Origin of the sequence: Stieleria sp. JC731 (assembly GCF_020966635.1) — a bacterium.
GTDB lineage: Bacteria > Planctomycetota > Planctomycetia > Pirellulales > Pirellulaceae > Stieleria.
On sequence record NZ_JAJKFQ010000001.1, the window covers coordinates 542,921 to 557,180 of the forward strand.

The window sequence follows — 14,260 nt, forward strand, 5'->3', positions numbered from 1 at the left end:
CAAAAGGATTCCGCGATGAACCGTTGGATGTGGATTGGATCACTAGCCGGATTATTGCTTGTAAGCACCGGCTGCTTGCGTCATCAAACACGCAAAGGTTGCTCGAACGGCGCCTGCTCGACCGGTACCTGTTCGACTGGAAACTGTGGCTCCGGATTGCTCGGCAAGATGGCTGGCTGCAACTCGTGTGGCAGTGGCTGCCGCACCGGATGCTCGCCAGGATCGATTGGCTGGCAGCAAGGTGGATTGGACTACAGTTCACATTTGTCCGCAGGTGCAATGGCGCATCAGCGTGGCCAGACTCAGAACTTCACACCTGGACCACCATCCGGGCAGGTCGCGTACCCGTACTACACCGTACGCGGTCCTCGTGATTTTCTGCTAAGCGATCCGCCAACAATCGGACGCTAGGTATCGCTTTCGGGCTGATTCCTGTGGTGGAACTATCGCAGTAAGCAGGTCGCGACTGGTGTGATTGCATCTCGCGACCTATACAGGCTCCTGTTAGTGACGACGCTGATCGCAGTCGACGTACGCCTCCTGTGATTTTGTGGAAGGTGTTCTTGGCAGTTGCCGGTCGAACCGCGATTGTCGTCAAGCCTACGATTGCTGACGGCCGTCCAGCGAGAGGCTGGCTTTAGGCTAGCGGTGCGAAGTATCCTCACCGATCTGTTGGCAGTAGCCGACAACTTTTGTGGGCCTCGCGAAGCCTGCATCGCTCCACGGAACGGTTTGGAGCTTTGCGGCGCAGGACACTGCCAAGCATGAAAGTTTGGAAAACCGGTGAACCCAAATGTTAGTTTGGCGGACTGGTCTGGTATCCACAATCAAACGGCGAGCCTTTCGGGCCTTGACGCAGAAGGGCGAGGTCTTTGTAGGGGCCACTGCCGATCAAGTTCTGTGGCGATTGTCACGATCGCCAGGACGAGTTCATCTTTCCGATCAGATCGCGTTCATTCAAGCGTGTCAGAGAAATTGCCGTGGCATCCGACGTACGACTGAAAGAGCAGTTGCCGCGATTAACCGATCGCATCGTGGCCAGTTACACCCCAGATGATGGAATCAATCACCTGGGGCACTGTCCATTGCCAAGCTATGAAGCGATTGTGGAGATCATGCTCGATATCAAGGATGTGTTGTATCCAGGATATCGCCGAAAGATCGGTCTTCATGCCGGTAACATCGTTTACCACGTTGGCAGCATCATTGATTCATTGCACGACAAGCTGACCACTCAAATTGCGCGTGCACTTCGTCATGAGGATCGTGTTCGCAACAACCATTCGGATTGCGAAGATGAAACCGACTACGAAGCGAAAGGCCAAGCGATGGCGATCGAGCTTCTTGAACGCATCCCTGATCTTCGCAAGACATTGGCAACCGATGTTCAAGCCGCATACGATGGCGACCCGGCCTGCCAGACGACCGATGAGGTTGTGTTCTGCTATCCCGGTATCGAAGCGATCACCGTTTATCGTATCGCACATGAATTGGTACAGCTAAGCGTTCCGTTTATCCCTCGGATGATGACCGAGTGGGCCCACAAGCAAACCGGGATTGATATTCACCCCGGCGCGAGGATCGGAAAGTATTTCTTTATCGATCACGGCACCGGGGTTGTGATCGGTGAGACATGTGAGATCGGTGACCGTGTTAAGCTCTACCAAGGTGTAACGCTGGGGGCACTGAGTTTTAAAACGGACGACGATGGTTCGTTGATCCGTGGGCAAAAGCGACACCCAACGATCGAAGACAACGTGGTGGTGTACGCAAACGCCACCATCCTTGGCGGCCGGACGGTGATCGGCCACGATAGCGTGATCGGCTCGAGTGTCTGGATTACCAAGAGCGTAACTCCGAACACGACGGTCATTTTAGAGAAGCCCGATCTGAAAGTTCGTGGTAGCGCGACAGACAATTCGTCATCCGGGGCCAGTTCTTACCAAATATGAAGTTTAGGTTTGGACTTTGACCGGAGGCTAGCATCGGGAAGTCCTTGACGCGAAAACGCTTTGCCTTCGGGGTAGAATACCCGGCACCACAAAATCCCACCGACAAGTACAGCTTCCAAGCCGGTACTACTTCCTGCCAGAACTACATCCCGCCAGCAATGCCAACGTTGCAATCATTCGACGTCCTCAATCGCACTCGCTTTGTCTTTGGGCAAGGTGTATTCACCCAGCTTGGGAGCCTTGCTGCGGAATACCGCCCCAAGTGCGTTTTGGTGGTTTGCGATTCCGGGATCGTCAAAGCCGGGCATTTCGACCGGGCGGTGGAGTTGCTTCAGCAAGCCGGCCTGCAAGTGGATTCGTTTCATGATTTTGCCGAAAACCCCACCTCTGCCATGGTAGATGCGGGGGTCAGGAAGGCGGCCGAAGTGAAACCTGATTTGTTGATCGGTCTGGGCGGTGGAAGCAGCATGGATTGTTGCAAAGGAATCAACTTCGTTTATTCCTGCGGCGGTTCTATTCACGATTACCACGGTGTCGGAAAGGCAACTGCGGATTTGCTTCCCATGATTGCCGTCCCCACGACCAGCGGGACCGGCAGTGAAGCTCAGTCGTTTGCCTTGATCAGTGATGCCGACACCCACGTAAAAATGGCGTGTGGTGACAAGCGAGCTGCTTGCAGCATCGCGATTCTAGATCCGGAGTTGACCGTCACCCAGCCTCGCCAAGTGACGGCGCTAACGGGAATCGATGCGATTTCACATGCGATCGAAACCTATGTCACCAATCGCCGAAATCCAATGTCGATCACTTACAGTCGGCGGGCGTTTGGGTTGTTGGCCGCAGGTTTCTCGTCAGTGTTGACGAATCCTCAAGATGTCGAAGCACGCAGTTCGATGCAGTTGGGAGCATGTTTCGCAGGCATGGCCATCGAGACGTCGATGTTGGGTGCCGCCCACGCGACGGCGAACCCTTTAACCGCACGACATGACATCACTCACGGCCAAGCAGTCGGATTGATGTTGCCAGCCGTTATCCGATTGAATGGTCAGAAGCATGCCGACTGGTATGCCGAACTAATGCGTGAAGTCGACCCGACGGTCACCGAGGCTGACGCACCAGAGCGTTTGGCCGCGATGGTGACAGATTGGCTTCAGGAAGCAGGCTTGGCGACCAGCCTGAACGCGTTGCAGATTCCAGCCAGTGGGATCGAAAGTTTTGTCGAAGAGGCTTTGCAGCAATGGACCGGAAATTTTAATCCTATCCCGCTGGATCGGCAAAACGCAGAGCAGCTTTATCGTAGCGTTGCCTGATTGATCAGCCGTCAAGTTCGGGATGACGGCTCAGGTTTGCGAATATGCAAACCGTCTTTTCGCTAGCGATGTATCCGCGACTAGCCGATCGCTGTGGCCAAGTCTCTTTGTAGATCTTCGAATGACTCAAGGCCAATCGATAGTCGGATCAAGCCATCAGTGATGCCAAACTTTGCACGATCCTTGGCATCGTAGCTGGCATGTGACATCGTTGCCGGTTGCTCGATCAATGACTCAACAGCGCCCAGGCTGACTGCCAGATGGAATAGCTTGGTGGATTCGCAAACGCGAGCGGTTTCTTCGATACCAGCATCCAGCTCAAAGGTCACCATCGCACCAAATCCGCCTTCGAAAAGCTCGGCAGCCAACGCATGTTGTGGATGGTGATCCAGGCCGGGATAGAGAACGTTTTTGACTTTGGGATGTTCCTGAAGCCATTTGGCGATCGCCAGTGCGGTTTTGCTCTGTTCGCGAACACGCAGGTCCAGGGTCTTCAATCCGCGGCTGATAAGGAACGAACTCATTGGATCCAAAACCGCGCCGGTGGCGTTCTGGATGTAATACAGCCTGTCGAACAGTTCACGATCGGCAACCGCAAGGGTACCACCCAGGCAATCGCTATGCCCGCCGAGATACTTCGTCGCGGAATGCATCACGATATCGATGCCGTGTTCCAACGGTCGGATCAGACTGGGAGTGCCAAAAGTGTTGTCCACTCCGATCAGCACTTCGTGTTCTTTAGCGACTTCAGCCAGCTTGGGCAGGTTCGGAATCGATAGCCGTGGGTTGCCAATCGTCTCGGCCCAGATCAATTGCGTTTTGTCGGTAATCGCTTCCGCGACCGCATCGACATTGGTCATGTCGACCAGCGAAACTGAGATCCCGCTGCGATTGCAAATTTTGTGTAGCAGTCGATACGCACCGCCATACAGGTCGCAACCGGCGACGACGTGATCACCTGAATTCAGCAGCATCGTGACGCCGTGAATCGCAGCCATTCCGCTGCTGAATGCTAGTGATCCACAGCCCGATTCCAGTGAAGCCAGCGTTTGCTGTAGATGGCTACGGGTCGGATTCCCGCTGCGTGAATAATCGAACTCGCCCCATTCACCAGCACCGGGTTGGCGAAATGTGCTCGCGAAGTGGATTGGCGGAACGACGGCGCCTGTTGAAGGGTCGACTTCGTTTCCGTCATGGATGGCGCGAGTCCTGAAGGAGTGAACTTCGTTTTCGCGATTGCTCATGCGGTTAGTGCTTGCTCAAGGTCGGCGATCAAGTCATCGGTGTTTTCGATACCGCAAGACATACGAATCATATTGTCAGCGATTCCGAAACGTTGCCGTTCCTCGGGTGTGCAGTGAAAGTAGCTCATCACCAATGGCTGTTCGATTAACGATTCGACGCCACCAAGGCTGGGTGCGATTCGTGGGATGCGCGCCGCGTCGACGACGTTGGCGGTTTGTTTCCAATCCGCATCGCGAATGGTGAATGTGATCAAGCCTCCAAAGCCACGCATTTGAGCTTTGGCAATCGCATGGGTCGGGTGACTTTCCAGACCTGGGTAATAGACGCGTTCGACTCGAGGATGGTTTTCGAGGAACTGAGCCAAGCGGAGCCCGTTCTCGTTTTGACGCTGCATCCGCAACTCAAACGTTTTCAATCCGCGTTCCAACAAATACATGTTGTGTGGCGAGTTGATGTTTCCAAGAATGCCACGCATCTTGCGAACGCTTTCCAGTTGCTCGCTGCGTCCGCAGATCACGCCGGCGATCAGGTCGTTGTGTCCGCCAAGGTACTTTGTTGCCGAATGCAAAACGTAATCAACACCATACTCAGTCGGGTTCAAGTTGTAGGGTGTTGCCAGCGTGGCATCGATCAACGTTTCGACTTCGTTTGCTTTGCCGACAGCGGCAAAGCGTTCTAAGTCGATGACGGAGAGGTGTGGGTTGGTTGGCGATTCGCTGACCAGCATTTTTGTGTTGCTGTTGATCGCCGCTTCCATCGCGTCGTAGTCACCGGTTTTCACCTGGCGGGTGACGACACCAAAGCGTGAAAGGTGCTTGGCGCAGAATTCGCGACTGCGGTGGTAGCACTGATCAAAGAAAACGATTTCATCGCCAGCAGAAAGCTTCGTCATCAGCAATCCGACGATCGCTGCCATTCCGCTTCCATAGACGATCGCCTCTTCGGCCTTTTCCAAGGCAGCGATCTTGGCTTCGACACTTCGTTCGTTCGGATTGCCGTACCGCCCGTACTCTTCACGTTGCTCTTCGCCGTTAACGAACCTCAGCAGGTCGTCGGTCGATTCGAATGTGAATGTCGCCGCGGTGTAGACCGGTGTGGTGATACTGCCGGAATCCTTTTGGCGAGCTTCGCCGGCATGGACACATTGTGTCGAGAGATCAGCCTTTTTCATTTCGCCACCACTCTGGTGGGCGGAATCCGATCGGCTTGTCGAAACGTTTTGGGCGCTAGAATTGGTCGTCGCCTTCGATGACGCTGTCGCGTCGCATGCAGATTGTTCAGTTCTCATGGCTCTTTAGCAGTATGGCTGCAAGTGGCCTTAAATCCCGTTAAATACACCCGAGACTTTAGTTGCCTTGGAATGTCACTCCACACAGACTAGCTGGGCAAGATAGAATCGACAAGACAAAACGTTTTTGCTGTAACCGCAATGTCAAATCACCGACCTGATTGACGGCATGATCCATCCAAATTCACAGATGCCTGCCCAAAACGGCGACCGATGTCGGTGTTCTGACTGGCTTTACGTCTCATCGTGTGATGCGGGTGACCCGTCACTGAGCCCCCGTTTGCGACCGAACCGAAGCGTACGTCAGGAAGGATTCATGCTGGCAAAACAACGTCCCTCAATCGAGGAAACCGGTTTGTTCATCAGCTCTCGGGCGGTCTCAACCTGGTTGGCTGCAGGGGGCTCGTCGGCTGCAGGGGGGCGGATGGCAAGCATGTTCAGAGCGATCTCATTTGGCTGTTTGGTTTTTCTTTTCGCCAGCGCCGGACCGGCAAAGGCTCAGTCACCGCAGGGTGAAGAAGCCCAACCCGCATCTGCGAAGGTCAGCGACCAGCAGATCGATCAGTGGGTGCATCAGCTTGGTAGCGATCAATTCAAAGTTCGTGAGATGGCTTCGGAGAAGCTGTTCGAACTCGGCGCGCCGGCAGTTCGGCGGATGAAGCTGTTGCGAGATCGCTCGAACGATCTGGAGCAGCTTGAACGGCTCGAACGAATCATCTCGCTGCTGAACGAACGCGAGTTCGAAGGCGAAATCGATCGCTTTCTTGATGGGCAACCGACTGACTTGGAAGGCTGGCCTGAATTCGAAAAACTGTTCAAGGACACACCGCAAGTTCGCGAAATCTTTGTCGAGCTATATCGCGAATATCCTTTTGCCGTTCGGTCGTTCGGAGGCAGCAAGCGTGAGGTGCTCGAAGCGCTTAATAAAGTCAGTGGCCAGCAGAGTGTTCGTGGCATCGGCATTTCTCAATCGCCACAACGAATCGATCTGTTGGCATTGCTTTTGCCACCGGCGATTAGTGACGTGCAAACCGATCTGCAATTGGATTTAAACATTTACACATTGCTGCAGCTTCACCCGGCAAATGATCTGCGTGGCGACCCGGCGTTTGGCGAGCCATTCAAAGTCATCGTGACGAAATGGATGAAGCAAAGCCATCTGGGCATCCGTGATCGAATCCTACGGATCGCTTTGGATTGGAAGATGGACGTTGCCCGTGACTTGGCCATCGATACGCTGAACCAGAACCCAGATGAACAGCTGCTTTGTCGGGCGATGCAAGCGTTGGCAAGTCGTGGCACCGCCGAGGATGCCGAACGCCTGAAGCCCTACTTAGATGATCTGACCGTTATTGTCCGAAAGAACTATGTTGGCAGTCGAGAAAGCGATGTGCTTGTTAGCGATGTCGCCGCAGCCGCGATCGCACATTTGTATGGTCTGTCAGTGATGAAAGTTGGTTTCGCAAAGCCTGCCGAACACGATGTGTTGGGAATCATCATCGAAGACTTGACGGTTGCTCTGGAAGGCAATGCTGCCGCGGATGAAGAGTCCGAACTTGAGATGACCGAAGAAGAAAAGGAAGCCTGGGAAGATATCCAGGTGCAGCTCAAGCAACATGGCATGGAAGCTGGGCCGAAAGAGTTTCAGCAGTTTAAGATCTTTCAGCAACAGCGACGCAAAGAAGCGGAGTCTCGCAAAGCGATCCGTAAATCGGTTTTGAAGCTGCTCGATGGTGATGGGAAAGACGTACCCGCCGTGCAAAGCGATTCATAAGTGAATTCGCTATGTCCTCGCCAAAGGCGGTCTCAAGCCATCGCTGAAGACCGCCGTCGGTGTTTGTGATGCGTTAACGCATGAAGACGCTATGGGTTAAACGTTCTTAGCATCTTCCGGCCTTTGAATAGGTTAAAGATGTCTTCGGGGCCCAAGGGACGGTTGCGTCCTGCCGTCGCGTGGTCGATCGTTTCCAAGTTGTCTGTCACGACCAAGCATTCAGTGCCTTCACGTGTTGCCGAGAACACACCGGCACGTTCATCAAGGAACAGACCTAGCAGCTTCGGTTTGACGTCTTCGTAACCGAGGTGCTGTAAGTGCTGTAGGAACGCTTCCATCGCACGTATCTGAGCTTCGTTTTGCGATTCCGCAGGGACCGTAAAAATGTCTGGGTGCTCGGCATGCCAGCCGGCGTAAATCGCATAGATGTCATCGATCGGCATATCGGCCAGGTCACAGCTAAGCGCGCAAACGCCTGGGCCGGTCAATCCGATGTTGCTGTAAACGCTATTGCCGGTGTTGTATTCGAACCGCACCAGGATGACATCAACAGGGTCATCGAAGCTGGGCCATAGCAATCGTCGGTTCGCGGCGACTTCGACATGAGTCGGCGGCACGCCCATTTGGTGCGGTTGGCTTAACCACAACGCCATCTCGGCTTCTGCGGTGGCTTCGTCCGTCCGGAGCTTTTCATCAATTTCGTCCGCGAAGCCAAGCTCGTCTGCATAGGCGATCGCACGCAGTCGTGCGGCGGGTTCGTCCGCGAGTTCGATCAACCGTTTGCGTCCGTCTTCGTCACCGAGTTTTGCCAGTGCACCTGCGGCTTCGCATTGAACGCGGCGGTGTTTCAGGGTAACCGTCTGGTTCAGTTTGGCTACCGAAGTCGGATCGCCAATCGAAGCCAAGCAGTCACATAGCGAAACCGCCAGTGCGACGGCTTCACCAAGTCGTTTTTGAACTGTAGGTACATCGTCACCGAGCGAACGTGGATCTTCTTCGAATCGTTCCAGCCGACGTGATACGGCGCCAAGCAGCTCTTGCAGCGAGTTGGTCAGCGACTCTGCCGGATGTGGGTCGACGCGTTCACTGCGATAAAGGTAGTTGGCCAAGTCGAGCATCGGGGCCGCCATGGACGGCTCTGAAATCGACTCCAAAATCTTTGGAAAGACCGCGTCGGTGTCCCAGTCATCGTGACTCATCAAGGGGCCGAGGACTTGTCCGACTTGCATCCAGTCTTCCAAGGGACGCGCGAGCAATCGGCTGACTAAGACTTGCAATGATTGATCGGAACGCGCGTGCGCGAGCAACTGCAGCAACAGGTGTCGGTTGGTGACGCTATTCGGGAGCGCGATGTCGATCTGATTGACAAGATTGGGATCGACCGAAGAAAGGGCTTCTTTCGCGTTTTCGCCGGTGGCAAGCTGTGAATGAACGATTCGCAGCAGTGTTCCGATGATGGCGGGATCCGATTGCGATAGCGGCTCGGCATGTTCACCGAAGTATTGCAAAACTTGCTTTGCCGAATCGGAGTCTCCGCTCGCGATTTCTTTTAGTCGGTAGCCCGCAGCCACGGGGTCCGATTCTGGGCCGACGAGCGAAGACAGGGTGGTTTCTAAAGACACAGTGGTGCCAGGGAAAGTCGTAGAAGAAACGGTTATTCATCCCCCAGTTTCGGCCTAGCAACGTTTTTTGTCGACCCATCGTTTAGGTTCCATTCCGGATGCCCAGTTCCGGGACGGATTCAGAGAAGTTCGGTTTCCGTGAGTTTCCGGCGGAACGCCACGGTCTGGCGGTCACGTGGTAGCATACGTCTCCCGCGATAGTTCAGCCCCTCCCCAAACGATTCCCCGCCCGCCAGATGAAACCCACCGTTCAGATTTCGCTTGACTTGACCAACATCGATGAAGCTTTGGACACCGCCGCACTGGCATTGCGAGCGGGCGTCGATTGGCTCGAGGCTGGTACACCGCTGATCCTCGCCGAAGGCCTGCACGGGGTTCGCGCATTGCGTCAGGCTTTTCCAGAAACACCGATCGTCGCGGATTTGAAAACGATGGATGGAGGGTACCTGGAGGCTGAGATGATGGCCAAAGCAGGCGCGACCCATGTTGTCGTCATGGCCCGGGCACATGCCGAAACGGTCAAATGTGTAGTCCAGGCTGGCAACGATTTTGGTGTCAAGGTGATGGGTGACAACATGGTCAGCGAGGACATGGTCGCCGGCGCACGATGGTTGGAAGACCTTGGGTGCGATTACATCATCCACCACATCGGCTATGACGAACGGCGCGGGATTGCCGCAGCGGGACATCGCATGCCCAGCCCAATGGATCAACTGCGTGATGTTGTCAATGCGGTCAACGTGCCTGTTCAAGCCGTCGGTGGATTGTCACTTGAGCAAGCGATCGCTTGTCCAAGCCACGGTGCACCACTGGTGGTTCTTGGTGCACCGCTAACGATTGATGCCGATGCCTTTAAAACGGCAGACGGCAATCTGGAAGAAAGTTTGCGAATGATTTGTGACGCTGTTCACGCACAGGAAGTCAAGGCAGGCTAGTGCATCGTTCCAGCTCGATTTTAGGATTAGCCGTATGGCGTTAGCCACGGTTTGAGTGCAATAACCGGCAAACGCCCGTCGGCTGATGACCCGAACCCGTATTTTCATATGGAACGAAGCACTAGCCAATCGTGCCGATCACTGAACACAGCTTGTGTCGCTCCGAAGCAAACTGAATCTGTCTACTTCTCCACGCACCGTTTATTCTCCTCCCTCGGATCGCTATCACGCGAAACATCCCATGAAGTCCGCCGCTGTCGTTAACTATTCACCTGAAAAAGGTTCTGTCGAAGTCCGTGATGTCGAGAAGCCCGAGATCGGACGTGACGATGTGCTGCTTGAAGTCGCCAACGTCGGCGTCTGTGGAAGCGACTTGCACCAGTGGACCTCGGACCATTCTTGGCCGGTCAACTACCCGGTGATCCTAGGGCACGAGTTCGGAGGGCATATTGCGGAGGTCGGTTCTGACGTTGTCGGTTGGTCCGAGGGTGATCGTGTGGTTTCTGAAACCGCCGCGATCATTTCGAAGGACAATCCGATGACCCGTCGAGGTTTGTATAACTTGGATTCGACACGCAAAGGTTTCGGTTATGGCGTTGACGGCGCGATGACCAGATTCGTTCGTGTCCCTTCACGTATTCTGCATCACGTTCCCGACAATGTGCCTTTTGAACAAGCTTGTCTGACCGAGCCTTGTTGTGTCGCTTACAACGCGGTTGTCAAAAATGCCAGGATCGAACCTGGTGATCGTGTGATCGTTCTTGGCCCCGGCACCATCGGTATTCTCTGTGCGGCCGTCGCCCGCTTGTGTGGAGCCGAGGTCGCATTGGTCGGTTTGCAGCAGGATGCGCACCGCTTGAAAATCGCTAGCGAAGCCTATGGTTGCGAAACCATCATCGGAGACGCATCTGAATGGGCGCGGAAGCGTGATGGTCTGGGCTGCGACGGAGTCATTGATGCGGCCGGAGCCAGTGCGACACTGAAGATCGCGATCGATTTGGTGCGTCCGGCCGGATGGATCAGCAAGGTCGGCTGGGGGCCGCAGCCACTCGGATTCAATCTCGATCCATTGGTTCAAAAGAACGTGACATTGCAAGGCAGTTTCAGTCACAACTGGCCGATCTGGGAACGGGTACTGGCGTTACTTGGTAGCGGAACGCTGGATGTCCGGCCAATCATCGGTGGCGTTTGGCCAATCGATCAGTGGCACGAAGCTTTCGAAAAGATGCACTCCGGCGCGGTTGTCAAAAGCGTCTTGAAGCCTGTTTGAAAAGACCCGATCGACACCACGATTTTTAGCAACTTACGGAGCAAACGAAGATGCCAAAGCTAGCGGCTTTCCCAAAAGCCTTCATGACCGCGCTGTGCAAAGACGGAACGATGACCGTTGCCCAGTGGATCGGGCTCGCTGCCGACTTGGAAGTGGATGGACTGGAGTGGTACGCCGGTTTCCTCGAAATGGAAGACGAATCCAATTGGCCTGCGTTTCGGTCAATGGTCGAGGACACTGGCAAAGTGGTCCCGATGATGTGTTGTTCGCCCGATTTCACGCATCCCGATCAGGCGTTTCGAGATTCCGAAATCGCGAAGCAAAAACGTTGGATCGAGATGACAGAAATCCTCGGCGGCAGCTACTGTCGGGTGCTTAGCGGTCAACGTCGTCCTGAGTTGAGTGTGGATGAAGGTGTCAAACTTGCGGCCGATTGTATCGAAGCCTGTTTGCCGTTTGCCAAAGCACGCAACATCACATTGATCCTTGAAAATCATTACAAGGATGACTTTTGGCTGTATCCCGAATTCGCCCAAAAAATGAATGTGTTTTGCAAGCTGGTTGATCAAATCGACGATCCGAATTTTGGCGTCAACTATGACCCTTCGAATACCTATCTTGCCGGTGAAGATCCACTGGAATTGTTAAAGCGAGTTTCGCATCGTGTCGTCACGATGCATGCGAGTGACCGCTATCTAGCCGAAGGCACCATCGAAGATTTGCGTAACGAAGAGGGCGGGGCCGAAGGTTACGCAAAGCGATTGCGTCACGGTGAAATCGGCAAAGGCTTGAACGATTATGACGCGATCTTTTCGGAGTTGCGATCCAAAGGATTCGATAGTTGGATCAGCATTGAAGATGGCGTCGATGGGATGGACCAGTTGCGACGCAGTGTGGCGTTTTTGAAAGACAAGATCGCCCAGCATTGGAGCTGATTTAAATCAACCGAGGCTAACGCCTTTTCGGCTCAGGTGGTTCGGATCCACTGAGCCGCGATCGCGCTAGCGACGGTTGTTTGAGAGTCTTGGTGCTAGCAGGTGTGTTCTTACGAAACACATAACCGAAGCTAGCGCCTTTTCGGCTCAGATGGTTCAGTTGCATTGAGCCGCGATCGCGCTAGCGACGGTTGTTTAAGAGTCTTGGTGTTAGCAGGTGTGTTCTTACGAGACACAAAACCGAGGCTAACGCCTTTTCGGCTCAGATGGTTCGTCCACTGAGCCGCGATCGCGCTAGCGACGGTTGTTTGAGAGTCTTGCTGCTAGCAGGTGTGTTCTTACGAGACACAGAACCGAGGCTAGCGCCTTTTCGGCTCAGGTGGTTCGGATCCACTGAGCCGCGATCGCGCTAGCGACGGTTGTTTAAGAGTCTTGGTGTTAGCAGGTGTGTTCTTACGAAACACTCAACCGAGGCTAACGCCTTTTCGGCTCAGTTGGGTCGGTTGCACTGAGCCGCGATCGCGCTAGCGACGGTTGTTTGAGAGTCTTGCTGTTAGCAGGTGAATTCTTGCGAGACACTTAACCGAGGCTAGCGCCTTTTCGGCTCAGATGGGTCGGTTGCTCTGAGCCGCGATCGCGCTAGCGACGGTTACTTGAGCGGCGTTCCGAGCTGGCATCCTTTGAAATCGATGTTGCCGCCGGAAATAACCGCCGCAACACGTTTGCCTTGGAACCTTTCTGGATCCGATTTCAATCCCGCATAGGCGACCGCACCCGATGGTTCGGCGACGAGGTGGACTTGTTCGGCGATTTCACGTGTCGCGGCAAGGATCTCTTCTTCCTTGACCAGGACGATGTCGTCGACCAACCGATGGATGATGGGAAAGGTCAACTCCCCCAATCCGGTTCTCAAACCATCCGCGACCGTATCGTAGCGGCTTGGCATTTCTCGTTGACCGCTCTGCATCGAACGAGCCGCATCATCGGCGAAGGCAGGTTCGACAGCGATGACCTGGATCTCGGGCCGGATCGATTTTGCGGCGATCAAGATGCCGGACAATAGCCCACCGCCACCGACAGGAGCCAAAATGACGTCTAAGTTCTCGACCTGCTCCAATATTTCGATGGCCACAGTTCCCTGGCCGGCCATCACGTCAGCGCAGTCATAGGGATGCACCAGAGTTGCACCTGTTTGGGCTTGGACTTCGAATGCCTTCGCTTCACGACTTTGCGAGTCAGGTTCGCTAAAAATCGGTTCGATCCCGTAGCTTTGCACCGAAGCAATTTTGATGGGGGACGAGTTATGCGGCATCACGATGTGGGCATCGATCCCACGGATGCTTGCGGCCCTAGCGAGCGCTGCGGCGTGATTGCCTGAGGAATGTGTGACGACACCGCGTCCGGCGTCGGTCTCGTTCAATTGCAACACTGCATTGATTGCGCCGCGAGCTTTGAAAGCACCGATGTGTTGCAGGTTTTCAGCCTTGAAATGCAATTGGCATCCGAGGCGATTTGACAGTCGCTCGTGAAAGAGGCAAGGCGTTCGAATGATGTGCGCTCGGATTCGTTGATGGGCACTTCGAACGTCATCGATACCGATCGCAAAAGGTTGGCCTGGCATAGTCTTGGGGCTCCATCGACAAGCTATCCGCTTGTCATAAGACGCTGTAACTCGTTTTGGATACGATCCGCGGTTTGTGCATCGGCATCAATCGCAAACCGCTTCTGTCTTGAGGTCGCGCCGCTGATCAATTCGATCGATGAGGGCGGAATGGAAAGTGCTTTGCCGAGCACTTTACGGATCGCGGCATTGGCTTTGCCTTTGTCTGCCGGTGCGGTGACGCGAACCTGCAACCGGCCATCGTGTGTTCCACCGACGACGTTCTTTGACGCTCCCGGTTTAGCGTGAACTGCCACTTCGATCATGTT

At 54.5% G+C, this 14,260-nt stretch carries 12 protein-coding genes; 7 read left to right on the forward strand and 5 right to left on the reverse strand.

Going from position 1 to position 14,260, the window contains the following annotated elements; all coding sequences use genetic code 11:
- Nucleotides 1-15: 15 nt before the first annotated feature.
- The 3 genes from LOC67_RS01845 (at nucleotide 16) to LOC67_RS01855 (ending at nucleotide 3,262) form a co-directional block, all read left to right on the forward strand.
- Entirely contained in the window at nucleotides 16-411 is a 396-nt protein-coding gene (locus LOC67_RS01845; protein WP_230260771.1) for a hypothetical protein, read from the forward strand.
- Between the two features lie 569 nt (nucleotides 412-980).
- Nucleotides 981-1,952 carry a serine O-acetyltransferase EpsC gene (epsC, locus tag LOC67_RS01850; protein ID WP_230260773.1) on the forward strand — a complete coding sequence of 324 codons (972 nt, stop codon included), beginning with the start codon at nucleotides 981-983 and terminating at the stop codon, nucleotides 1,950-1,952.
- 158 nt (nucleotides 1,953-2,110) lie between these two features.
- On the forward strand, nucleotides 2,111-3,262 hold the full coding sequence (locus LOC67_RS01855) for an iron-containing alcohol dehydrogenase (RefSeq protein WP_230261578.1): 1,152 nt from the start codon (nucleotides 2,111-2,113) through the stop codon (nucleotides 3,260-3,262).
- Nucleotides 3,263-3,342: 80 nt separating this feature from the next.
- Here LOC67_RS01855 and LOC67_RS01860 read toward each other — a convergent pair whose 3' ends face one another.
- Together LOC67_RS01860 and LOC67_RS01865 are read right to left on the reverse strand one after the other, a co-directional pair.
- Nucleotides 3,343-4,506: a trans-sulfuration enzyme family protein gene (locus LOC67_RS01860; protein ID WP_230260775.1), complete on the reverse strand. Its 1,164-nt coding sequence runs from the start codon at nucleotides 4,504-4,506 to the stop codon at nucleotides 3,343-3,345.
- The gene (locus tag LOC67_RS01865) at nucleotides 4,503-5,678 is read right to left on the reverse strand and encodes a trans-sulfuration enzyme family protein (protein ID WP_230260777.1); all 1,176 of its coding nucleotides are present in this window, start codon (nucleotides 5,676-5,678) and stop codon (nucleotides 4,503-4,505) included. The genes LOC67_RS01860 and LOC67_RS01865 overlap by 4 nt, the downstream gene beginning before the upstream one ends.
- 550 nt (nucleotides 5,679-6,228) lie before the next feature.
- On the opposite strand from LOC67_RS01865, the gene LOC67_RS01870 reads away from it, so the two are divergent.
- Complete coding sequence (locus tag LOC67_RS01870; RefSeq protein WP_230260779.1) at nucleotides 6,229-7,569, forward strand: hypothetical protein; 1,341 nt, start codon at nucleotides 6,229-6,231, stop codon at nucleotides 7,567-7,569.
- A gap of 89 nt (nucleotides 7,570-7,658) precedes the next feature.
- Here the strand turns inward: LOC67_RS01870 and LOC67_RS01875 are convergent, their stop codons facing one another.
- Nucleotides 7,659-9,191 carry a HEAT repeat domain-containing protein gene (locus LOC67_RS01875; RefSeq protein WP_230260781.1) on the reverse strand — a complete coding sequence of 511 codons (1,533 nt, stop codon included), beginning with the start codon at nucleotides 9,189-9,191 and terminating at the stop codon, nucleotides 7,659-7,661.
- Between the two features lie 236 nt (nucleotides 9,192-9,427).
- On the opposite strand from LOC67_RS01875, the gene LOC67_RS01880 reads away from it, so the two are divergent.
- The 3 genes from LOC67_RS01880 to LOC67_RS01890 all read left to right on the forward strand — a co-directional run bounded on the left by LOC67_RS01880 (nucleotide 9,428) and on the right by LOC67_RS01890 (nucleotide 12,331).
- On the forward strand, nucleotides 9,428-10,126 hold the full coding sequence (locus LOC67_RS01880; RefSeq protein WP_230260783.1) for an orotidine 5'-phosphate decarboxylase / HUMPS family protein: 699 nt from the start codon (nucleotides 9,428-9,430) through the stop codon (nucleotides 10,124-10,126).
- Between the two features lie 241 nt (nucleotides 10,127-10,367).
- Nucleotides 10,368-11,396, forward strand: coding sequence for a zinc-binding dehydrogenase (locus LOC67_RS01885; protein WP_230260785.1), 1,029 nt, complete (start codon nucleotides 10,368-10,370; stop codon nucleotides 11,394-11,396).
- 50 nt (nucleotides 11,397-11,446) lie between these two features.
- A complete protein-coding gene (locus LOC67_RS01890; protein WP_230260787.1) occupies nucleotides 11,447-12,331 on the forward strand; it encodes a sugar phosphate isomerase/epimerase family protein in 885 nt (294 codons plus the stop codon).
- Nucleotides 12,332-12,980: 649 nt separating this feature from the next.
- Here LOC67_RS01890 and LOC67_RS01895 read toward each other — a convergent pair.
- On the reverse strand, nucleotides 12,981-13,952 hold the full coding sequence (locus tag LOC67_RS01895) for a threonine/serine dehydratase (protein WP_230260789.1): 972 nt from the start codon (nucleotides 13,950-13,952) through the stop codon (nucleotides 12,981-12,983).
- Nucleotides 13,953-13,975: 23 nt separating this feature from the next.
- Nucleotides 13,976-14,257 carry a DUF167 domain-containing protein gene (locus LOC67_RS01900; RefSeq protein ID WP_230260791.1) on the reverse strand — a complete coding sequence of 94 codons (282 nt, stop codon included), beginning with the start codon at nucleotides 14,255-14,257 and terminating at the stop codon, nucleotides 13,976-13,978.
- Nucleotides 14,258-14,260: the final 3 nt, after the last annotated feature.

Bases quoted from the DNA above. Each gene is read 5' to 3' on its own strand.
- LOC67_RS01855 (WP_230261578.1), top strand. From the start codon at position 2,111: ATGCCAACGTTGCAATCATTCGACGTCCTCAATCGCACTCGCTTTGTC.
- LOC67_RS01870 (WP_230260779.1), top strand. From the start codon at position 6,229: ATGTTCAGAGCGATCTCATTTGGCTGTTTGGTTTTTCTTTTCGCCAGC.
- LOC67_RS01860 (WP_230260775.1), bottom strand. From the start codon at position 4,506: ATGAGCAATCGCGAAAACGAAGTTCACTCCTTCAGGACTCGCGCCATC.
- LOC67_RS01880 (WP_230260783.1), top strand. From the start codon at position 9,428: ATGAAACCCACCGTTCAGATTTCGCTTGACTTGACCAACATCGATGAA.
- LOC67_RS01895 (WP_230260789.1), bottom strand. From the start codon at position 13,952: ATGCCAGGCCAACCTTTTGCGATCGGTATCGATGACGTTCGAAGTGCC.
- LOC67_RS01845 (WP_230260771.1), top strand. From the start codon at position 16: ATGAACCGTTGGATGTGGATTGGATCACTAGCCGGATTATTGCTTGTA.
- LOC67_RS01900 (WP_230260791.1), bottom strand. From the start codon at position 14,257: ATGATCGAAGTGGCAGTTCACGCTAAACCGGGAGCGTCAAAGAACGTC.
- LOC67_RS01885 (WP_230260785.1), top strand. From the start codon at position 10,368: ATGAAGTCCGCCGCTGTCGTTAACTATTCACCTGAAAAAGGTTCTGTC.
- LOC67_RS01865 (WP_230260777.1), bottom strand. From the start codon at position 5,678: ATGAAAAAGGCTGATCTCTCGACACAATGTGTCCATGCCGGCGAAGCT.
- LOC67_RS01890 (WP_230260787.1), top strand. From the start codon at position 11,447: ATGCCAAAGCTAGCGGCTTTCCCAAAAGCCTTCATGACCGCGCTGTGC.